This window comes from Rhizobium chutanense, from assembly GCF_002531935.1.
Classification (GTDB): domain Bacteria; phylum Pseudomonadota; class Alphaproteobacteria; order Rhizobiales; family Rhizobiaceae; genus Rhizobium; species Rhizobium chutanense.
The window spans coordinates 82,281-102,837 of record NZ_NWSV01000012.1; the positions used below are offsets into that span (position 1 = coordinate 82,281).

Sequence of the window (20,557 nt, forward strand, 5' to 3'; positions counted from 1 at the left end):
GTGGCGTTTTTATTTTCGCCGGCGATGGAAGCAAGAAGGGCGGGGAAGGGCGTGCCGTGCCCGGTGGTACGACGCACCAAAAGCCCGCTCACTGGCTCGTAGAAACATCCCCGAGTGCTGCCCATTCCTTGATCGCGGTGTTGAAGGCTTCGGTTCCCGTGTCGCCCTTTTCCATCGTCAGCAGCGCGCGACGGCCGTTGCGGTAGGTGACCGGGATATCGATCCAGCTGCGGGTCGACATCAGGTCGAGATTGGCCTTGCGCGCATCGGGATAGTCGTTGAGCGCGATCATGTGGAAATCGTCGGTGATCTTGGCCGGAACTGCGATCAGCGCGTCACCGCGGTCCTGCTCGGTGCGCTTCATCGAAATGCGCTGGACGCTGTCGATGCTGCCGCCTTCGAAATTCGGCGGCACCGAGAAGACGATCTCGACGAGATGGCTTGCCGGCAGCGACGGATCGGAATTGCGTTTGAAGGTGACGAGCGCCGAGAGATTGCGCTCCGGCACGGTAACGTTGCCCTGCACCGTCGCCTCCTGCCGACCGCCCTGGCCAGCCTCGTGCTGCACGCTCCAGACGACCGATCCCTCGATCGCCGTCGGCGAGCTTTGGCCGATGCGCTCCTCATAGAGGAACATCTTTTGCGACGAGCCGACCGGAGCAGTCTGTTGCGGGGAAGCCGCCGGGCCATTCGGCGTCAGCGTTTCGGCCGGTGCCGTATCACCCTGCGCGCTCGCAGGCGGCGGCGCATCGGCGGCCGCGACATTCTGTTCGGCGACCGATTTTCCTTCCGCGGTCAGCGTTCCCGGCACCGTCGCCGGTCCGCTGTCGACCTCGGTCCCATCCGTCAGCAGCCGTTGGGTAAATTTCGAATTGGCCGCGGCGCCGTCATTGTTCACTGACGCTACCTGCGGGTTCGGGTTCGGCTGCACCGGCGCCGCGGGCGTATTCTGCGCTCCCGGCGTGGTCGGCTGGGCCGGCGTCGCCGCATCCGGCTGAGCAGGCGTCGCAGAGCCTGCCGGCGGCGGCGTCTCGTTCCTGGTGGCCTGCGACGGCGCCGAACTGACGAGCCCGTCGACCATCGCCACCAGCGCTTCTCTGTTCATCCAGCCGGCATAGGCGCCGCCGCCGATCAGGATGAGCGCGAAGATGAGCGTGATCACCGTGCCGATGCCGAAGCGGCGGCGCTTCGGCTCCATCCGGAAACTCTTGCCCTGCAGCTTGGACGCGACGATCTGATCGATATCCATTCCCGGATTGGCGTCGTCGTCGTCCGCGGCGACCGAGCCGCGGCGGTCGTAACCGCGCAGTGCCTTGGCCTCGCGCCAGTCATCGCTCGGCGCGCTGCTTGCAGCCGCCGGCTTGCCGTTGTGCACTTCCGCAAAGATATCGACATCGTCGAAATGCGAGGCGACCGGCGTCTTCTTATTGCTGCCGGCCTCGATCGGCGGCAGATCGTCGAAGGCTGCGGTCTCCCAGGAGAAACTTTCCTTGGCCGTCGGCATGACGGCTGCAGGCGCCGCATTTTCGAGGCTCGATATTACCTCCTCGAAAGCACGCGCCGAGGTATCCGGGGTGGTCGGCGCCGTCTGTGAATATTGCCGGAGTTCCTCTTCCGCCCATTCGGTCTCCGCATCCTTCGGCGCCGGGGCCGGCGCTTCGGCGGCGGGCTCGGTCCAGACGGGATCGAAATGCGCCGCCGCGTCAGCCTGCAGCGGCTCCTCGCGGCTGTGCTCGACGAATTCCTGCGGACGATCGAAATTGGCGACCGGTTCCACCAGCCGGTTGGCTGCATGGTCTATGCCACGTGTGATCGGCTGGAGCGGCTCGACGGGCTCGTAAGCCTCTTCGGCCTCCGGCTTGTCGCCGTCCACCACCGCCGGTTCGGCCGCGGTCTCTTCGGTTTCAGCGGGATGTTGATCGTCAGCGCGATAGTCGTCGGCTTCCTCGTAAGAATGCCCGGCCGGCGGCGCCCAGCCGTCATGTCCGGAGGCGACGTCTTCGACAGCAACGTCGCGCGCCTCGCCGGCATGCCATTCCTCGGCCGGCGCTTCCTCCTCATGCGAGGGATGCCAGTATGTTTCGACGGGAGTGGATGTTTCCGCCGAAACCTCTGTCTCGGCCGGAACAGGTGTTTCCCGGGAAAGAGGCTCTTCGGCGACGACCTCCTCCTCAGCCTCCTCAGCCGCGGCGGCTTCGACGTGATCGCTCGCGTCGGCGGCCTCGGCCGCCTGTGGTTCCGCATCGGCTTCGTAGGCCGGCTCCTCGGCGGCCGTCGCCGGCGCAGGCGCGCCTTCGCCTTCGTCCTGAACCGTTTGTTCTTCCGAGGGTTCCGGCGCGGCGTCGGCGGCAGCCGACGCATCGAGCGGCAGCGCTTCGGAGTGTTCGCCTTCCACTTCGCGGATGGCGGCCTCGAGCTTTTCGAGCTGGCGTTGCAGCATGGCTTCCGGCGGACGCGGCTTCATGTTCTCGAGCTGCCGCTGCACTGCGCCGCGGGCACGTTCGTAGACTTTCACCCGCATTTCGGGGGTATTTTCAGCCAGGCCGTCAACAGCCCGCCGAATAACTGCAATAAAATCCGCCATCAGTACTTTCTCAAGAAGTCCGGTACGCTACCGAACTATCCTCCACAGTGACCCGTGAGCTTAGTCCTCAAACGGATCGGTCACAAGTATCGTGTCATCCCGCTCCGGGCTGGTGGAAAGGAGCGCGACAGGCGCCCCGATCAGCTCTTCGACCTGGCGAACATATTTGATCGCCTGCGCCGGCAGGTCTGCCCAACTGCGGGCGCCGACGGTCGATTCTTTCCAACCCTCCAGCGTGATGTAGATCGGTTCGACCCTAGCTTGCGCTCCCTGGCTTGCGGGAAGATGATCAATCTGTTCGCCGTCGAGCATGTAGCCGACGCAGATCTTCAACTCCTCGAGACCATCGAGCACGTCCAGCTTGGTGAGCGCGATGCCGGTGATGCCGTTGGTGGCGATCGATTGGCGCACGAGCGCGGCATCGAACCAGCCGCAGCGCCGCTTGCGTCCGGTCACCACGCCGAACTCGTGACCTTTTTCGCCCAGGAACTCACCGATCGCGTCCTTCAGCTCGGTCGGGAACGGGCCTTCGCCGACGCGCGTCGTATAGGCCTTGGTGATGCCGAGAATATAGCCGAGCGACCCCGGACCCATGCCGGAACCGGCCGCGGCCTGGCCGGCCACTGTGTTCGACGAGGTCACGAAAGGATAGGTGCCGTGATCGATATCGAGCAGGCTGCCCTGCGCACCTTCGAAGAGAATGCGGGAGCCCTTGCGGCGCTCCTTATCGAGGAAGAGCCAGACGGTGTCGCGGAACGGCAGCACCCGATCCGCGATCGAAGTCAGCTCTTCCATGATCGCCTCATGGCTGACTTCGGCGACGCCGAGGCCACGGCGAAGCGCATTGTGGTGCGTGAGAATCCGGTCGACCTTGCCGGAAAGGCTGTCGAGATCGGCAAGATCCATGACCCGGATGGCGCGGCGGCCGACCTTGTCTTCATAGGCCGGACCGATGCCGCGGCGGGTCGTGCCGATCTTGGTGCCGCTGTTGGACGCAGCATCCTCGCGCATCGCGTCGAGTTCGCGGTGCAGGGAAAGAATGAGCGTCGCATTGTCGGCGATGCGCAGATTGTCAGGCGTAACCGTCACGCCCTGCGCCTCCAGCCGGCCGATCTCGGCGATCAACGCATGCGGATCGACGACGACGCCATTGCCGATCACGGCCATCTTGCCCGGACGCACGACACCGGACGGCAGGAGCGACAGCTTGTAGCTCGTGCCGTCGATGACGAGCGTATGGCCGGCATTGTGTCCGCCCTGGTAACGCACAACGATATCCGCTCGCTCCGAAAGCCAGTCGACAATCTTGCCCTTGCCTTCGTCACCCCATTGCGAACCGACCACGACTACGTTCGTCATCCAACTCTTCCTGTTACCGGCGCAGAACCGCGCACCTGCCCAAACCCGCGCATCTATAAAGCTTTGTTTTTGGGAAAGCGACCCTGTTGTCACAGTAGATTGGGCTTTTTACGTGACAAATCAGCAGCCGACAGGCTATTGCCCGTGATAAAACGTCGCTCGGCGAGCGCGAAAAGACGGGAAGAACGCTCTTGCAAGCCACCGCCTATATATGTCTCGTCGTCGCCACCCTCTGCTGGGGCGGCAACTCCGTCGCCGGAAAGCTTGCAATCGGGCATGTCAGCCCGATGATGCTGACCTTCCTGCGCTGGTTCCTCGCCGTCGCGCTGATCGCCTTGATTTCCGTGCCTCAGTTGAAGAAGGACTGGCCGGTGGCCAGGAAGAACCTGCCGCTGCTCCTTTGCTACGGCGCCATCGGTTATACCCTCTTCAACGCCATGCTTTACTCGGCCGTGCAATATACCACCGCCATCAATGTCGCCATCGAGCAGGCCGGCATACCGATGCTGATCTTCCTGCTGAATTTCGTATTTTTCCGCACCGGCGTCTCGGCGGCGCAATGCCTCGGCTTCGGCATGACGCTGATCGGCGTGGCGCTGACGGCAGCCCATGGCGACCTCGCCACGCTGTGGCAGTTGCAGCTCAATCGCGGCGACGGATTGATGCTGATCGCCATCGCTGCCTATTCGCTCTACACGATCTTCCTGCGCTGGAAACCGCCGGTCGACTGGCGCACGCTGATGGCCTTCCCGGCCTTCGCCGCCATGCTGACGTCGGTGCCGCTGCTCCTCTGGGAGCTTGGCCGAGGTGCGGCGCAATGGCCGGACCAGGCCGGCTGGGGCATCACCCTCTACACGGCGATATTCCCGTCGCTGCTGGCGCAGATCTTCTATATCAAGGGTGTCGAGGCGATCGGCGCCAACCGGGCCGGCCTCTTCATCAATCTGGTGCCGGTGTTTGGCACGCTGCTATCGGTCGCCCTGATCGGCGAGACGCTTCAGTCCTTTCACGCAATCGCGTTGGCGCTGACGCTCGGCGGCATCGCGATCGCCGAAAAGGGCCGGCCGAAAGCTTCCGCCCCGACCGTACCGGCCTCACCGTTGGATTAGAGCAATCTCGCAAAAGTGTGCAGCGGTTTCGCCTCCGGAATTGCTCGGGATTAACCGAGCTCCAGCGTCGTCACCCCGAAGACATGCTTCATCGGGGTGACCGGCGCCGGCCCACGATACATGCGCATCGTTTCGAACACCGGTTGCAGGCCGAGGCCTTCGGCAAGCGCGACCGCCTCCTGGTTCTCCGCGGGGATATCGATGAAGATTGCAGCCCCCCTCGCCTCAGGGATCAATTCGGCAAGCAGCGCTGCGGCGCTGTCGGCATCGTTGGCAAAAAGCGGGCCGATCTTGTAGCCCTCATAGCAGCGGCGGATCGTGCCGTAACCGCGGATCTTGTGGCTCTTGCGCACCACCGCCGAGCGGCGGCCTTTGCGGCCGGTGCACCAGGCGGCGAGGAAAGCATCGCGCGGCTGCGGAAAGATCGCCGAATCATAACGCTGCAGCCCTTCGAGGCGCGAATCCAGCACCGGCTGCGCAGCAAGCGTCGAGGCAGGCAGGGACAAGGCAACGCCGCCGTAGCGAATGGTGGAATAGGCGGGTTCGAAGCCGGCCTTGCGGTAGTTGTCCTGCTGTGCGGCGACACCGTCGAGGCCGATCGTGCGGTCTTGCGCGCTGGCGATGCCCGCCTCCCAGATCGCCTTGCCGTAACCCTTGCCGCGGAAATCGGGATGGACGATGTAGAGGCCGAGGAAAGCGAAACTTTCGCCATATTTGACGACCGAGATCGAACCGACCGGGACTTCACCGATGGCGCCGACGAAAAATCCGGAGGGATCGGCCTCGAGGAATGCAAGCGAATCGTCGAGGCCCGGATTCCAGCCCTCTTGACGCGCCCATTCGAGCGCGAGTTCCAGTTCGCCGGGCCGCATCGAACGAACGGCAAATTCCGAATTCATGCGACCTTCCCAGATTGAATGTCCCGCAAGTCCATCCCGGCAACGGCAAAGCAATTGTCAGGTCCCCGGCTCCCCGATTGCACCCGCAAATGATCAAGAACCCGCGCTCATGGTCTTGGCGACGTGGATCGTCATTTTCGATGCAATGCAGAAAGCTTCGTTTCCGAATTACCATGAAACAGGACGGTTGCAAGCTCAAGAAAATTACTTGCGCGCCGATTATCTTCTTGCCGGTGCGAGCAAAACGCCGCACCGAAGCGATATCGCCCGCCCGTCTTTAAAAGCAGGGGAACATCTCAACCGCCAATCGCCGCCTTTTGCTTTCGGCTCCCGCCCTTCGTCGACGAAAAAAGCCGGTCTATCTCGGCCGCCGGGGCGGGATAACCGAACGCATAACCCTGCAAGCCATCGCAGCCGAGTTCAGCCATCACGACGGCATGGGCTTCGGTCTCGATGCCCTCGGCGATCACCTCGACATCGAGTGCCTTGGCGATCTCCACGATCGAACCCACGACGCGCCGCTGTTCGGCGGAACTGACGACCTCGGCGATGAGCTGCCGGTCGATCTTCAGCCGCTTCGGCCGCAGCTTGACGAGACCGATGAGCGAGGCGTGGCCGGATCCGAAATCGTCGATCTCAATGTCGATGCCCATCTGTTTGATATCGCCGATATGATCGAGCAGCTTTTCGTCGCTATCGTCGAGGAAAATTGTCTCGACCAGTTCGAAGACGATCACGCCGGGCGGGATATCGAGTTTCCTCAACTTGCCGAGCAATGTCGGGTCGGCAAGGCGGGACGCCGAGATATTGACGGCGATGCGCGGAACCGCAAGGCCGCGCAACATCCAGAACAGCCGGTCTTCCAGAACGCTTTTGAGGATCGCCGCGTCGATCTCCGCCGCCAGCCCGTGCTCGTCGGCGATCTTGAGGAATACTCCCGGGGCGAGCACGCCCTTCTCTGGATGTTTCCAGCGCGCCAGCGCCTCGAAGCCGATGACTTCCCGCGTCCGGGCGTCGAGCTGCGCCTGATAATAGGGAACGATTTCGCCACGCTCCAGCCCGAGCTTCAGCTCTTCGACGAGGCGACGCTTGGCGCGCAGATCCTCCTGCAGCTGCCGCGTGAAGAATTCGACGCGGTTGCGGCCGAGCTTCTTGGCCTGGTAGAGCGCCAGATCGGATTCGGCAAGCAGGTTGCGCGCCCGCCGGTCGCCGCTCCAGGAAACGCCGATCGAGGCGCCGGATTGCAGCATCTCCTGACCGAAGCGGATCTTTTTCCGCAGCCGACGCTGAACGTCCTCGGTAATCAGCTTCAGCTCGGCGAGATCGCGGAAATTGATCAGCACGATGACGAATTCGTCGCCGCCGACGCGGGCGACCATGCCGTTTGCAGGAATGGCGGCGGTGATGCGAAGGGCTGCGGCCTTGAGCACGGCGTCGCCGGCCGCATGACCGTGGCTGTCGTTGATCTGCTTGAACTGGTCGAGGTCGAGATGCAGGACGCCGAGCGTCGCAATGCTTCTGTCGGCCGGCAGCTCCGTCAGCCGCTTGTCGAGAAGGCGGCGGTTCGGCAAGCCGGTGAGATAATCGTGATCGGCGACGTGCTCGATACGGGCATTGCTTTCCTCCAGCGCCAACGCCCTTGCCTCTGCCACCACTTTCTGCCGCGCCAGTTCCGCATTGAGCAGTACGTCGGCAGTCACATCCCATTCAGCGCCGATGAAGGAGGGCAGTCCCTCCGCATCCACGTAGAAATGCGCGCGTGAGCGCAGATGGCGGATTTCGCCGCTCGGCAGCACGATCCGAAATTCTGAATTATAGGCGCCCCGTGTTGCAATCGCCTCATCGAAGTCGCGTTCGGCCTGCTCGCGATCGTCGGGATGGATCGCGTTCGACCAAAGCGATGCTGGCACCAGACGGAAGGTCTCCCCGGTCTCATAAAGGCGATGCATCTGCGCATCCCACAAGATCCCGTCCTGCTCGATGCTGTGCTCCCAGACACCGATCTGGGAGGCATCGAGAGCAAGTTCGAGCCGACGCAGAAGATCCTGAAACTCTCGTTCGGATCGTGTGGCTTTGTTCTCTGGCACGCGGTTTCAGCCTTAGCTGCTTTGCATAATTGTAATATGGTCTCAAGCCGGCATTAAAGAAGCCTTGTTCCAATGACCGAACTTGTGACGAGGTGAACTGTTCGTTACGGCTTCCTTTTTTGGATCAAAGAACTTGTAGTCTCCAGCGTCTCACGATCAGTGATTGTGTCGCGGCGGGTTTTTCGCGATCCGGCGAAAATCCGTCGCCCCCTCCAGCACCGCACCGTCCGACAATTGCGTGACCGAGCGGCGGTAGATCTGCTGCCACGGCGTCGCATCAGCCGGCACCGGCGGAATACCTTCGCCCTTGCGCCGTTCGATCTCGGTCTCGTCGACCAGCATGTTGCAGCGCCCCTGATTGAAGTCGATGCGGATGACATCGCCGGTGCGAAGCCAGGCGAGGCCGCCGCCGGCAGCACTTTCCGGCGAAGCGTTGAGGATCGAGGGGCTGTCGGCCGTGCCCGATTGGCGGCCATCGCCGATCGTCGGCAGGCTGCTTATGCCGCGTTTCAGCAGGTGATCCGGCGGCTGCATGTTGACGACCTCAGCCGAGCCCGGCCAGCCGAGCGGCCCGGCGCCGCGGATGACGAGGATGGTATTTTCGTCGATGCCGAGTTCAGGATCGTTGATGCGCCGGTGATAATCCTCCGACCCGTCAAAGACCACCGCCCAGCCCTCGAAGACGCCTTCCCGCCCCGGCTCCTGGAGGTAGCGCCGGCGGAAATCCTCCGACACGACGCTCATCTTCATGATCGCGAAATCGAACAGATTGCCCTTGAGGACGAGGAAGCCGGCCCGCTCCTTCAGCGGCGTCTGGAATGGCCGGATGACCTCGCGATCAGTGGCCTCGTGCCCTTCGAGGTTCTCGGCCATCGTCCGGCCCGTCACCGTGCGACAGTCGCCGTCGAGCTTGCCGGCCTGCATCAATTCCCACATGACCGCCGGCGTGCCGCCGGCGCGATGAAAGCGCTCGCCGAGATAGGCACCCGCCGGTTGGACATTGGCCAGCAGCGGAATATCGAAACCGTGCACCTGCCAGTCTTCCGGATGGAGTTCGACGCCTGCGTGCTTGGCCATCGCCGCAAGATGCGGCTGGGCATTGGTCGAGCCGCCGATCGCCGAATTGGTGCGGATCGCATTGAGGAAAGCTTCGCGGGTCAGGATATCCGATGGCTTCAAATCCTCGAAAACGATCTCGACGGCGCGACGGCCGCTGCGGTAGGCCATCTGGCCGCGCTCGCGGTAGGCGGCCGGAATGGCGCCGCAGCCGGTCAGCGACAGGCCAAGCGCCTCGGCCAGCGCATTCATCGTCGAGGCGGTGCCCATCGTATTGCAATGGCCGACGGAAGGCGCCGAATCGAGCGCTGCCTGCAGGAATTCTTCCCGATCGATCTCGCCAGCCGCATATTTCCGCCGCATCCGCCAGATCACCGTGCCGGAGCCTGCCAGTTCCCCCTCGTGCCACCCGTCGAGCATCGGGCCGCCGGAAAGCACGATCGCCGGAATATCGACGGTCGAAGCCGCCATGATCGCCGAAGGCGTGGTTTTGTCGCAGCCGGTGGTCAGCACCACCCCGTCGAGCGGATAGCCGTAGAGGATTTCGACGAGACCGAGATAGGCGAGATTGCGATCGAGGGCGGCTGTCGGGCGTTTGCAGTTCTCGAAGATCGGATGGGTGGGAAATTCGATCGGAATGCCGCCGGCATCGCGAATGCCGTCGCGCACGCGCTTGGCGAGCTCGACATGCACCCTGTTGCAGGGTGTCAGATCGCTGCCGCTCTGGGCAATCCCGATGATCGGCTTGCCCGAGCGCAGCTCTTCCGGCGTGATGCCGTAGTTCATGAAACGCTCGAGATAGAGCGCCGCCATGTCGATGTGGTCGGGATTGTCGAACCAGTCCTGCGAACGCAGGCGCCGCTGCGGCGAAGGGCTGTCCGTCACGGCTTTCCTCCCGGCCGGCCATTCTTCTCTTCGAGATGGAGAAGCAGGCCGCTGTGATCCTTTTCGCCATTGCCGCTGGCGACGAATTCGCTGAATTCGGCATGCACCGCCGCAGTCAGCGGCAGCGTCAGCGACAGGCTGGCGGCCGTCTCCATGGCAGCGTTCAGATCCTTCAACTGGTTGCTGGACGAACCGCCCGGAGTAAACTGCCGCTCGACCATGCGTTTGCCGTGGAGCTCGAGGATGCGGCTCTCGGCAAAGCCGCCGCGAATGGCGTCGCGGAAGGCGGCCGGCGAACCGCCGCCTGCGGTAATCAGCATCATCGCTTCGGCGACGGCGCCGATCGTCACCGCGACGATCTGCTGGTTGGCAAGCTTGGCAAGCTGGCCCGATCCGCTGGGGCCGACCCGGGTGACACGCCCCATCGGCACAAAGACGTCCCGAAGACCTTCGATCACTGCCTCGTCGCCGCCCGCCATGATCGCCAGCGTCCCGGCTTCCGCTCCGACGACGCCGCCGGATACCGGCGCATCGACATGAGCGATGCCGCGTTCGGCAAGCCGCGCAGAATGATCGCGGGCGAAATGCGGGGCGATCGAACTCATGTCGATGACGATGGCGCCCGCCGCCATTGCACCGGCCGCCCCGCGGTCGAACAGCACGTCCTTCACCGCCTCGGCATTGGTCAGCATGGTGATGACGACATCAGCGCCCGAAACGGCATCCGCGGGCGTTTCCGCAAGGACCGCACCGTCTGCTGCCAGCGCCTTAACCTTGCCGGGATCGCGATTCCAGACGGTGACGGCAAAGCCCGCACCCAGCAGCCGGCGGGCCATCGGCGCGCCCATCAGGCCGGTGCCGAGAAAGGCGATCCGCCTGCCGTCATGACCTCTGCTCGAACCTGTCATTCAGTCCTCCCAACTGTTGTCCGTCCTTGATAGTCCCCTCGTCCACCGATGCAAATCGTTTTAATTGACGGAACGCATTTTGTCGGATGCCCCAGCCTGCACAAAACGATACGGGCGAGAACCGAAGTTCCCGCCCGATTTACTCGACAAAGGAAGGTTGAATTCCGTTATTCCGCCGCGAGCCGGATAACTTCGGCCTCTTCTTCCTTGTGTTCGTCCGGCTTGTGCTGGACGAGCGGACGATTGCCCGTCAGCCGCCGCAGCAGCACATAGAAGACAGGCGTCATGAAGATGCCGAAGAACGTCACCCCGATCATGCCCGAGAAGACCGCCACACCCATGGCCGCGCGCATCTCGGCGCCGGCGCCGGTGGAGACGACGAGCGGCACGACGCCCATGATGAAGGCGAGCGAGGTCATCAGGATCGGGCGCAGACGAAGGCGGCTGGCCTCGATCGCGGCCTCCCGCGGCGTCCTGCCCTCGAACTCCAGTTCGCGGGCGAATTCCACGATCAGGATCGCGTTCTTCGCCGATAGGCCGACAAGCACCACCAGACCGATCTGGGTGAAGATATTGTTGTCTCCACCGGTGAGCCAGACGCCCGTCAGCGCGGCCAGCACACCCATCGGCACGATCATGATGATAGCAAGCGGCAAGGTCAGGCTTTCATACTGGGCGGCGAGCACCAGGAAGACGAGCAGCAAGGCCAGAGGGAAGACGACGATACTCGAATTGCCGGCAAGGATCTGCTGATAGGTCAGATCCGTCCACTCGAAGTCGATGCCTGCCGGCAGGGTCTCGTGAAGGATCTTCTCGATTGCCGCCTGCGCCTGGCCGGATGAGAAGCCCGGCGCCGGACCGCCATTGATATCGGCAGCGAGGAAGCCGTTATAGCGGTTCGCCCGCTCCGGACCCGTGCTCGGCTCCACCTTCAAGAGGGCCGACAACGGGATCATCTCACCCGATGCCGAGCGGACCTTCAACTGGCCGATATCTTCCGGCTGGGCGCGGAACTTCGCATCGGCCTGCACCCGGACGCTGTAGGTGCGGCCGAAGGCGTTGAAGTCGTTGACATAAAGCGAACCGAGATAGATCTGCAGCGTCTGGAAGACGTCGGTGACGGAAACCCCGAGCTGCTCGGCCTTGGCGCGGTCGAGATCGGCATAGAGCTGCGGCACGTTGATTTGGAAGCTGGAGAACAGCCCGGCAAGCTCAGGCGTCTGGTAGGCCTTGCCGAGAACGGCCTTGGTCGCCTCGTCGAGCGCCTGGTTGCCCAAGCCTGCGCGATCCTCGATCTGCAGCTTGAAACCGCCCGTCGTGCCGAGACCGTTGACCGGCGGCGGCGGGAACATGGCGATGAAGGCATCCTGGATGGCGCCGAACTTCTGGTTCAGCGACATGGCGATGGCGCCGCCCGAAAGATTAGGCGTCTTGCGCTCCTCGAAGTCCTTCAGCGTGACGAAGACGATGCCGGCATTGGACGAGTTGGTGAAGCCGTTGATCGACAGGCCCGGGAAGGCAATCGCATTGGCGACGCCCGGCTCCTTCAAGGCAATGTCGGTCATGCGCTTGATGACGTCTTCCGTACGGTCGAGGCTCGCGGCATCCGGCAACTGGGCAAAGCCGATCAGATACTGCTTGTCCTGCGACGGCACGAAACCGCCGGGAACGGAGCTGAACAGGCTGTAGGTCGCGCCGACCAGCGCCAGATAGACGATCATGACGATGCTCTTGCGCGACACCAGTCTGCCGACGCCCTTGCCATAGGCATTCGAGCCGGCGCCGAAGACGCGGTTGAAGCCGCGGAAGAACCAGCCGAAGATCGAGTCCATGAAGCGCGTGAGCCAGTCCTTCGGTGCATGGTGGCCCTTCAGCAGAAGAGCTGCGAGCGCCGGAGACAGGGTGAGCGAATTAAAGGCCGAGATGACGGTCGAGATTGCGATCGTCAGCGCGAACTGACGATAGAACTGACCCGACAGGCCGGAGATGAAGGCGAGCGGCACGAATACCGCGACGAGCACCAGCGCGATCGCGATGATCGGACCCGACACTTCCTTCATCGCCTTGTAGGTAGCCGCGCGCGGCGACAGGCCATGCTCGATATTGCGCTCGACGTTTTCGACCACGACGATCGCGTCGTCGACGACGATACCGATCGCAAGCACCAACCCGAACAGGCTGAGCGCATTGATCGAGAAGCCGAAGACATACATGACCGCGAAGGTGCCGATGATCGACACCGGAACCGCGATCAGCGGAATGATCGAAGCGCGCCATGTCTGCAGGAAGAGGATGACGACGAGAACGACGAGCGCAATGGCTTCGAGCAGCGTGTCGATGACCTTCTCGATCGAGGCGCGCACGAACTTCGTCGTATCGTAGACGATCTCGTATTTGACCCCCTGCGGCATGGCGAGCTGCAGCTGATCCATAGTCGCCCGCACGTTGTCGGCGATCTCGATGGCATTCGATCCAGGCGCCTGAAGCACCGCCACGGCGACAGCCGGCTTGCCGTCGAGCAACGAACGCAGTGTGTAATCGGCAGCGCCGAGTTCGATACGGGCGACATCGCGAAGGCGGGTGATTTCGCCGCTGGCGCCCGTCTTGACGATGATGTTGCCGAATTCCTCGGGCGTGCGCAGGCGGCCCTGGGCATTCACGTTGAGCTGCAGGTCGACGCCCGGCTGGCTCGGCGAAGCGCCGATGATGCCGGCGGCGGCCTGGACGTTCTGCGAGCTGATCGCGTTGCTGATGTCGCTTGCAGCGAGATCATGCTCGGCGGCCTTCTGCGGATCGATCCAGACGCGCATCGAATAATCGCCGGCGCCGAAGACCTGCACCTGGCCGACGCCCGCAATACGGGCGAGCCGATCCTTGATGTTCAACGTCGCATAGTTGCGGAGATAGGTAATGTCGTGACTGTCCCCGTCGGAGACGAGGTTGACGACCATGATGAAGTTCGGCGAACTCTTGACCGTCGTGATGCCGAGCGAGCGGACCTCCGCCGGCAGGCGCGGTTCGGCCTGGCTGACGCGGTTCTGCACGAGCTGCTGCGCCTTGTCGGGGTCGGTGCCGAGCTTGAAGGTAACGGTCACATTGAGCACGCCGTCGGATGTCGCCTGGCTGGACATGTAGAGCATGCCCTCGGCGCCGTTGATCTGCTCTTCCAGCGGCGTGGCCACCGTTTCGGCGATGACCGACGGGTTGGCGCCGGGATAGGTGGCGCGCACGACGATCGATGGCGGCACGACTTCCGGATATTCGGAGATCGGCAGCGCCCGCAGGCCGATCAAGCCGGCAACCACGATCAGGACCGATAGAACGCCGGCAAAGACCGGGCGGTCGACAAAAAATCTGGAGATGTTCATATCAAAGCCCTCTCCGGGGTGAACATGGATGCAAAGTCCCTTTCCGGCGGCCTTGGAGCCGCTGGCGGGTCATATCATTTCGGATATCGGCCCTCTCGAGGGAGAAGGCATCCGCCCTCCCCTGGGGGAAGGCGAAGTCTTTACTGCGCGGTCGCGACCTTCTCTTCCATCTGCGGGACGACGACCGCCCCCGGGCGGATGCGCTGCAGGCCGTTGACGACGATCTTCTCGCCGGCAGTCAGGCCGCTTTCGACCACCCGCTGACCCTCGGCCAGCGTCCCGAGCTGGACCTGCCGGTAGGCAACCTTGTTCTCGCCGTCGACGACGAAGACGAATTTCTTGTCCTGGTCGGTGCCGACGGCGCGGTCGCTGATGACGATCTTGTTCTCTGCCTTCGGCTGGCCCATGCGCACCCGCACGAACTGGCCGGGGATGAGACGCCCGCCCGGATTGTCGAACACGGCGCGGACCGCGATCGTGCCGCTTGATGCATCGACCTCGTTGTCGATCAGCTGCAGCTTGCCCTTGATCGGCGTGCCTTCATCGGCGAGCGTGCCGACCTCGACCGGGATCTCTTCGACAGCGGGCAAGGCGCCGTCCGTCTGCGGAAGCTGGGCAAGTGCGCGCGTCACCATCTCTTCGCTGGCATTGAAGCTCGCATAAATCGGATCGACTGAAACGAGCGTCGTCAGTTCAGGCGAGGCCGAGCCGGCGGCGACGAGGTTGCCGGCGGTCACCTCGATCTTGCCGATGCGGCCCGACACCGGAGCCCGCACCTGCGTATAATCAAGATCGAGCTGTGCCGACTGCAGTGCGGCCTGCGCCGAACGCAGCCCTGCCTGGGCCTCGGCCAGCGTGCTCTGCCGCTGGTCGAGATCGCTCTGGGAGATGGTGCGATTGTCGGAAAGCCGGCGGCCGCGATCGAGCTCGGTCTGCGCCAGGCTGACCTTGGCATCGGCCGAAGCGACCTGGCCTTGCGCCTGCGCCACGCTCGCCTGATAGGGAGCCGGGTCGATGGTAAAGAGCAGGTCGCCCTGCTTCACCAACGCCCCTTCGCGGAAAGCCACCGCCAGGATGGCGCCGGCAACGCGCGAACGCACCTGCACCCGGTCGACCGCTTCGAGACGGCCGGAGAAGTTTTCCCAGGCCGTCACGTCGCGCGCCGCGACGACGGCAACCGTCACCGGCACGGCGGGAGGCTGCGCAGGGGCGGAAGCGGCCGTGGCTGTCGTGCTCATCGGCAATTCGAAAAACAATGCGGCGCCGGAAACGGACGCGACAAGGCCTAAGCCGGCGCCCACCAGGGCCCAGCGTTTACTTCTGGACGTCATCTGTGCTCTCCTTGCGGCCCCCAGGCCGCCGAAATATCAGGTCTTCTTCAATGCAATTGCGGTTGGACGCTTACATCCCGAAGGAAGCTTCCGAAATGGCGGCTGACGTGCTCCTGCCAATCGGGCACTCCCTCGGATTTCCCACCATAAATCGAGGGCCAGCCCGTCCCGGCGGGAAGGACATGCTGGCGCACACCGACACCGGCCTTTTTCAGGCGGGCACCGTAACCAAGCGTTTCGTCATGCAGAGGATCGTCCTCGGCGGTGAATATCAGCGCCGGCGCGACGCCCGAAAGACGCGAACAGAGGCAGGGCGCCGCATAGGGATGGCAACCGCCGCCGCTCAGATAATGGCTCCAGCCGTCCGTCCAGCGCTGCCGCATTCCGATGGCTTCCGCCTTGCGGATCGACGAGGTGCCCATGAACGGATCGAGCAGCGGCGAAATCAGCACCTGGCCGTCGAGCGCATCCGGCATCTGGTCGCGCGCCTTGAGCGCCACGCCGGCGGCGACATTGCCGCCCGCTTCTTCACCAGCGACGAAGAGCAGCGATTTGCGGTCGCCGAGACCGGCGCGCTTGTTGGCAAGATAGGTGAGAACGGAAAAAGAAACTTCGAGCGCCTGCGGAAAAAAATTGCCGGACAGGCTGCTGTAATCGACGGCGGCGACGATGGCGCCTGATTTGGCGAGACTCATCGCCACCGGCCGATCGACGTTCGTTTCGCTGTCGAGAAACGCGCCGCCGTGCAGATAAAGCACGATCGGCGGACCCTTGCCGTAATCGGCGCCCTGATAGACACGCGCGGAAACGGGGCCGATGGCCACCTTATCCAGCATCATATCTTTCCATTCCACCGTCATCGGTTCCGGTCTCTTTTCACATCGCTTCAGCAGACAACGTCTGTCGCTTGCAATTTGTACAAAAAAGATATTGTTATTCAGAACAGGGAATAAGAAGCGATATCGCGATTACACTATTCCAATTCTCGAATAATGGTGCAACGCAAACTGCGGACTTGAAACCGATGGATCAGCTTTCGGCAATGCGCGTCTTCATCCGTGTGGTGGAAACGGGCAACTTCACCCGTGCCGCCGACATGCTCGCCATGCCCAAGGCGACGGTGACCAATCTCATCCAGGGCTTGGAGGCACATCTGCGCACCAAGCTCCTCAACCGCACCACCCGCCGGGTCATGGTAACCACCGACGGCGCGCTTTATTACGAACGCGCCGCCCAGATCATTTCCGAGCTGGAGGAGCTCGACGGCAGCCTCTCCAATTCGCAGAGCCTGCCGAGCGGGCGGCTGCGCGTCGAGATGGCCGGCGCTTTTGCCGATTGGATCGTCGTTCCCGCACTCTGCGACTTTTATCAGCGTTATCCCGATATCCGCATCGACCTCGGTGTCGGCGATCGCACGGTCGATTATCTTGCGGAAAACGTCGACTGTGCGCTGCGGGCCGGCACGCCGGCCGACCAGTCGCTGATTGCCCGCCGGGTCTCCGAAGTCGAGATGATCACCTGCGCTTCGCCGAGCTATATCCAGAAATTCGGCATGCCCGAACGGCCGGAGGATCTGGAGGCCGATCATTACTCGGTCAACTATTTCCGCGCCCAGAACAATCGGACGCTGCCCTTCGAATTTCGCCGACATGACGAGGTGATCGAAAGCAGCCCGCGCTACATCGCTTCGGTCAACGATAGCCGCACCTATCTGACGGCTGCGCTGACGGGTCTCGGCATCGCGCAGGTGCCGATTTTCATGGCGCGCGAACCAATGGCAAAGGGTGAACTCGTCCGCGTGCTTTCCGACTGGCGCCGCGACCCGCTGCCGCTCTATGTCGTCTACCCCCCGAACCGTCACCTCAGCAACAAGGTCCGCGTCTTTGTCGACTGGCTGGTAAAACTTTTGGTAGAGGCGAAACTGAACGACGGCTGAGCGCCAAAACAAATACGGCCCGGAAGGCCGGGGAAACCTTCAACGGGCCGGAATGTGCAACTTTGAACATCAAGCCTGTCGCACCGCAGGAAGGGCGCGGCAGGCTCCGGAGGTTCGCAAGAGAGCGGCAGGGAATTCCACTCTCTTGCGATAGAACAAATATACGCACTCCCCGCAGGATTGTAAGGGGAAATTCCGCAACCTCGTTCACATAATCGCGATGACGGCGCCAGGAACCGCCGTCGGTTCGTTGTCAGACCATCCCGCCATTGGCGCGCAGCGTCTGGCCGTTGATCCAGCCGCCGTCCGGGCCGGCGAGGAAGGCCACCGCTGCGGCAATGTCTTCGACTGTGCCAAGACGCTCCAGTGGGTTCATCTTCGCCATGCGGGCGATAAGTTCCTCGGATTTGCCGTTGAGGAAAAGATCGGTGGCGACAGGACCGGGCGCGATGGCGTTGACGGTGATGTTGCGGCCGCGCATCTCCTTGGCCATGATCGCCGTCAGCGTTTCCACCGCAGCCTTGGTGGCGGCGTAGACGCTGTAGGTTTCGAGCTTCAACCCGACGACCGAGGTCGAGAAGTTGATGACCCGGCCACCGTTGCGCAGTCGCTTGGCCGCTTCCCTCAGCGTATTGAAGGTGCCCTTGAGATTGACGCCGATCTGGCGGTCAAAATGGGCGTCATCGGCCTCGGCAAGCGGAGAGAGCATCATGATGCCGGCATTGTTGACGAGAACATCGATGCCACCGAAAGCAGTTTCCGCTGCATCGAACATGCGGCGAACTGCCTGCGCCTCGCTGACATCGGCCTTCGCCGTCAGCGCTTTGCCGCCCGCCTTCTCGACCTCGTGAGCCACGTCCTGCGCCGCAGCAGCATCGCCGGAATAGTTAACGACCACGGCGAACCCGTCGTCGGCGAGACGTTTGGCGACCGCCGCGCCGATGCCGCGGGAAGCCCCCGTCACCAGCGCCACCCTGCCGTTTTCTTTGGAAGCCATTGTCCTTCTCCTTCATCCTGCGCTGCAGCGCGTTTTCCATGAGAAAAAGATGCGCTCTTTCCTTCTGCGGATAATCAGGCATTCTTCGGCATCACTATCCGGAATTGGCGAACAAACAGATGGACAGATTCGATGCCATGCGGGTGTTTTGCCGTGTTGTGGACCGCCGCAGCTTCACCCTCGCCGCCGAGGATACCGGCCTGCCGCGCTCGACCGTCACCGATGCGGTCAAGCAACTCGAAGCCCGCCTCGGCGTGCGTCTGCTCCAGCGCACAACACGCCATGTCAGCCCGACGCTGGACGGCGAAGCTTATTACCAGCGCTGCCTGTCGATCCTTGGAGATATCGAGGATGCGGAGGGCGCCTTCGCCGACGCCAGGCCGAAGGGCCTGCTGCGTGTCGACGTGCACGGCACACTTGCCCGCCATTTCGTACTGCCGAGCCTGCCATCCTTCCTGGCGACCTACCCCGAGATCGAATTCCACATGAGCGAAGGCGATCGGCTGGTCGATCTGGTGCGCGAAGGCATCGATTGCGTGCTGCGCGTCGGCACGCCCGAGGATAGCGACATGGTCATCAGGCGCGTCGCCATGCTCGACGAAATCACGCTGGCCTCCCCCGCTTATATCGCCGCCCATGGCCTGCCGCAGCATCCGGACCACCTTGCCGGCCATCGCATGATCGGCTTTCACTCCAGCGGCACCGGCAGGCTGCTGCCGCTCGAATTCATCATCCACGGCGTGGTGCGCGAGGTCGCCATTCCCGCCACCGTCGCCGTCAATGCCGCCGAAAGCTATGTTTCAGCGGCGAGACTGGGCCTCGGCCTGATCCAGATCCCACGTTATCACGCCGAAAGAGATCTTGCCGAGGGAACGCTGATCCATGTTCTCGAGGACTTTCCGTTGACCCCGACGCCGGTTTCCCTGCTCTACCCCCGCAACCGCCAGCTTTCACCGCGCGTGCGCGTCTTCATCGACTGGCTGGTGAAGGTCTTCGCTCGACAAAATTCCGAAACCGCGCTTTCCTAATATAAGCGATTGAGGGAACAGCCATGGCACTCAACGATATCACCGTCTACCAGACGGAAGACGGCTTCGTCGTCGAATTCGGCAGCGAAGGCGAAGACAATATTGCCGTGACGCTGCGAAGCACGCCCGAGCTGACCTCGGAAAATGCCGTCGCCCGCGCCAAGGCCCTGCTTACGGCGGCAATCGAACCGGTCCACGGCGACGGCGCGCGGAGCAAGGACCCTGCTCTTCTCGAAGAGGAACTGGAGGAGGGCCTCGAAGATTCCTTCCCGGCGAGCGACCCGGTGTCGGTCACATCATCCACGATCCCGATGCGCGATCCGAACGCCGGACGGTAATGTAGTCTGATGCATGAAACGGTTTTGAGATGACGGCGGCGGCGGCGAATGGTATCTGCCACGGCCATGACCGATGGTGGAACGACAAAGGGCGCGATCGGCGCCGGCGCGCTTGCCGGTGAAAGCCTCAAGGCGTATTTCGAGCGCGACGCGATCACTGTCGCTTGTGATCTGCTCGGTTGCCATCTCACGGTCGATGGCGCCGGCGGCCGGATCACCGAGACGGAAGCCTATTTCCCCGATGACGAGGCCTCGCACAGTTTCCGTGGCCCGACCAAGCGCAACGGCGCCATGTTCGGCCGGCCCGGCAATGTCTACATCTACCGCATCTATGGCATGTACTGGTGCCTGAATTTCGTCTGCCATCCCGGCTCGGCCGTGCTGATCCGCGCGCTGGAGCCGGAGATGGGAATCCCTGCCATGATGGAGCGGCGCGGCACCGAGATGCTGACGGCGCTCTGCAGCGGCCCCGGTAAGCTCTGCCAGGCGCTCGGCATCGATATCGCGATCAACGACAGGCTGCTCGACCGCCCGCCTTACGCGCTCACGCCCTCGGCGCCGGTGCCTGTTGTCTCGGGAAAACGCATCGGCATCACGAAAAATGCCGAAGCACCATGGCGCTTCGGCATTCAGGGATCACGTTATCTCAGCAAGCCGTTTCGCTAAGCAATT

Annotated in this window: 14 protein-coding genes and 1 pseudogene; 5 read left to right on the forward strand and 10 right to left on the reverse strand. The window is 63.0% G+C overall.

Annotation, left to right across the window (positions count from 1 at the left end; genetic code table 11):
- Positions 1 to 88 precede the first annotated feature (88 nt).
- Together CO666_RS19050 and CO666_RS19055 are read right to left on the reverse strand one after the other, a co-directional pair.
- A complete protein-coding gene (locus CO666_RS19050) occupies positions 89 to 2,584 on the reverse strand; it encodes a hypothetical protein (protein WP_097613754.1) in 2,496 nt (831 codons plus the stop codon).
- Between the two features lie 60 nt (positions 2,585 to 2,644).
- A complete protein-coding gene (locus tag CO666_RS19055) occupies positions 2,645 to 3,943 on the reverse strand; it encodes an adenylosuccinate synthase (protein ID WP_097613755.1) in 1,299 nt (432 codons plus the stop codon).
- 191 nt (positions 3,944 to 4,134) lie between these two features.
- Between CO666_RS19055 and CO666_RS19060 the strand changes: the two genes are divergently transcribed.
- A complete protein-coding gene (locus tag CO666_RS19060; RefSeq protein WP_097613756.1) occupies positions 4,135 to 5,052 on the forward strand; it encodes a DMT family transporter in 918 nt (305 codons plus the stop codon).
- Between the two features lie 50 nt (positions 5,053 to 5,102).
- On the opposite strand, the gene CO666_RS19065 is transcribed toward CO666_RS19060, so the two are convergent.
- From CO666_RS19065 to CO666_RS19095, 7 genes and pseudogenes are all read right to left on the reverse strand, one after another.
- Positions 5,103 to 5,951, reverse strand: a complete 849-nt coding sequence (locus CO666_RS19065; RefSeq protein ID WP_097613757.1) for a GNAT family N-acetyltransferase — start codon at positions 5,949 to 5,951, stop codon at positions 5,103 to 5,105.
- A gap of 296 nt (positions 5,952 to 6,247) precedes the next feature.
- Positions 6,248 to 8,076 (reverse strand): annotated as a pseudogene (locus tag CO666_RS19070) (putative bifunctional diguanylate cyclase/phosphodiesterase).
- A gap of 118 nt (positions 8,077 to 8,194) precedes the next feature.
- Positions 8,195 to 9,979 (reverse strand): IlvD/Edd family dehydratase, encoded by a 1,785-nt coding sequence (locus CO666_RS19075; protein WP_097613759.1) that lies wholly within the window; start codon positions 9,977 to 9,979, stop codon positions 8,195 to 8,197.
- Positions 9,976 to 10,887, reverse strand: coding sequence for an NAD(P)-dependent oxidoreductase (locus tag CO666_RS19080; RefSeq protein ID WP_097613760.1), 912 nt, complete (start codon positions 10,885 to 10,887; stop codon positions 9,976 to 9,978). Before CO666_RS19080 ends, CO666_RS19075 begins: the two co-directional genes overlap by 4 nt.
- 167 nt (positions 10,888 to 11,054) lie before the next feature.
- On the reverse strand, positions 11,055 to 14,255 hold the full coding sequence (locus CO666_RS19085; RefSeq protein ID WP_097613761.1) for an efflux RND transporter permease subunit: 3,201 nt from the start codon (positions 14,253 to 14,255) through the stop codon (positions 11,055 to 11,057).
- A gap of 140 nt (positions 14,256 to 14,395) precedes the next feature.
- Entirely contained in the window at positions 14,396 to 15,586 is a 1,191-nt protein-coding gene (locus tag CO666_RS19090) for an efflux RND transporter periplasmic adaptor subunit (protein WP_097613762.1), read from the reverse strand.
- A gap of 47 nt (positions 15,587 to 15,633) precedes the next feature.
- Positions 15,634 to 16,446 (reverse strand): alpha/beta hydrolase fold domain-containing protein, encoded by an 813-nt coding sequence (locus tag CO666_RS19095; RefSeq protein WP_097613763.1) that lies wholly within the window; start codon positions 16,444 to 16,446, stop codon positions 15,634 to 15,636.
- Between the two features lie 164 nt (positions 16,447 to 16,610).
- Between CO666_RS19095 and CO666_RS19100 the strand changes: the two genes are divergently transcribed.
- A complete protein-coding gene (locus CO666_RS19100) occupies positions 16,611 to 17,522 on the forward strand; it encodes a LysR family transcriptional regulator (RefSeq protein WP_097613764.1) in 912 nt (303 codons plus the stop codon).
- A 253-nt stretch (positions 17,523 to 17,775) separates the two neighbouring features.
- Here CO666_RS19100 and CO666_RS19105 read toward each other — a convergent pair whose 3' ends face one another.
- Positions 17,776 to 18,519, reverse strand: coding sequence for an SDR family oxidoreductase (locus CO666_RS19105; RefSeq protein ID WP_097613765.1), 744 nt, complete (start codon positions 18,517 to 18,519; stop codon positions 17,776 to 17,778).
- A gap of 119 nt (positions 18,520 to 18,638) precedes the next feature.
- On the opposite strand from CO666_RS19105, the gene CO666_RS19110 reads away from it, so the two are divergent.
- From CO666_RS19110 to CO666_RS19120, 3 genes are read left to right on the forward strand one after another with little or no spacing between them, the layout of a single operon-like run.
- A complete protein-coding gene (locus CO666_RS19110) occupies positions 18,639 to 19,547 on the forward strand; it encodes a LysR family transcriptional regulator (RefSeq protein WP_097613766.1) in 909 nt (302 codons plus the stop codon).
- 23 nt (positions 19,548 to 19,570) lie between these two features.
- Positions 19,571 to 19,885, forward strand: coding sequence for a hypothetical protein (locus tag CO666_RS19115; protein ID WP_097613767.1), 315 nt, complete (start codon positions 19,571 to 19,573; stop codon positions 19,883 to 19,885).
- Positions 19,886 to 19,933: 48 nt separating this feature from the next.
- A complete protein-coding gene (locus tag CO666_RS19120; RefSeq protein ID WP_097613768.1) occupies positions 19,934 to 20,551 on the forward strand; it encodes a DNA-3-methyladenine glycosylase in 618 nt (205 codons plus the stop codon).
- Positions 20,552 to 20,557: the final 6 nt, after the last annotated feature.

What these genes read in the sequence shown, in the direction of transcription:
- CO666_RS19095 (WP_097613763.1), bottom strand. Translation starts at nt 16,446, where the DNA reads ATGACGGTGGAATGGAAAGATATGATGCTGGATAAGGTGGCCATCGGC.
- CO666_RS19050 (WP_097613754.1), bottom strand. Translation starts at nt 2,584, where the DNA reads ATGGCGGATTTTATTGCAGTTATTCGGCGGGCTGTTGACGGCCTGGCT.
- CO666_RS19080 (WP_097613760.1), bottom strand. Translation starts at nt 10,887, where the DNA reads ATGACAGGTTCGAGCAGAGGTCATGACGGCAGGCGGATCGCCTTTCTC.
- CO666_RS19115 (WP_097613767.1), top strand. Translation starts at nt 19,571, where the DNA reads ATGGCACTCAACGATATCACCGTCTACCAGACGGAAGACGGCTTCGTC.
- CO666_RS19120 (WP_097613768.1), top strand. Translation starts at nt 19,934, where the DNA reads ATGGTATCTGCCACGGCCATGACCGATGGTGGAACGACAAAGGGCGCG.
- CO666_RS19055 (WP_097613755.1), bottom strand. Translation starts at nt 3,943, where the DNA reads ATGACGAACGTAGTCGTGGTCGGTTCGCAATGGGGTGACGAAGGCAAG.
- CO666_RS19110 (WP_097613766.1), top strand. Translation starts at nt 18,639, where the DNA reads ATGGACAGATTCGATGCCATGCGGGTGTTTTGCCGTGTTGTGGACCGC.
- CO666_RS19090 (WP_097613762.1), bottom strand. Translation starts at nt 15,586, where the DNA reads ATGACGTCCAGAAGTAAACGCTGGGCCCTGGTGGGCGCCGGCTTAGGC.
- CO666_RS19100 (WP_097613764.1), top strand. Translation starts at nt 16,611, where the DNA reads ATGGATCAGCTTTCGGCAATGCGCGTCTTCATCCGTGTGGTGGAAACG.
- CO666_RS19085 (WP_097613761.1), bottom strand. Translation starts at nt 14,255, where the DNA reads ATGAACATCTCCAGATTTTTTGTCGACCGCCCGGTCTTTGCCGGCGTT.
- CO666_RS19105 (WP_097613765.1), bottom strand. Translation starts at nt 18,519, where the DNA reads ATGGCTTCCAAAGAAAACGGCAGGGTGGCGCTGGTGACGGGGGCTTCC.
- CO666_RS19065 (WP_097613757.1), bottom strand. Translation starts at nt 5,951, where the DNA reads ATGAATTCGGAATTTGCCGTTCGTTCGATGCGGCCCGGCGAACTGGAA.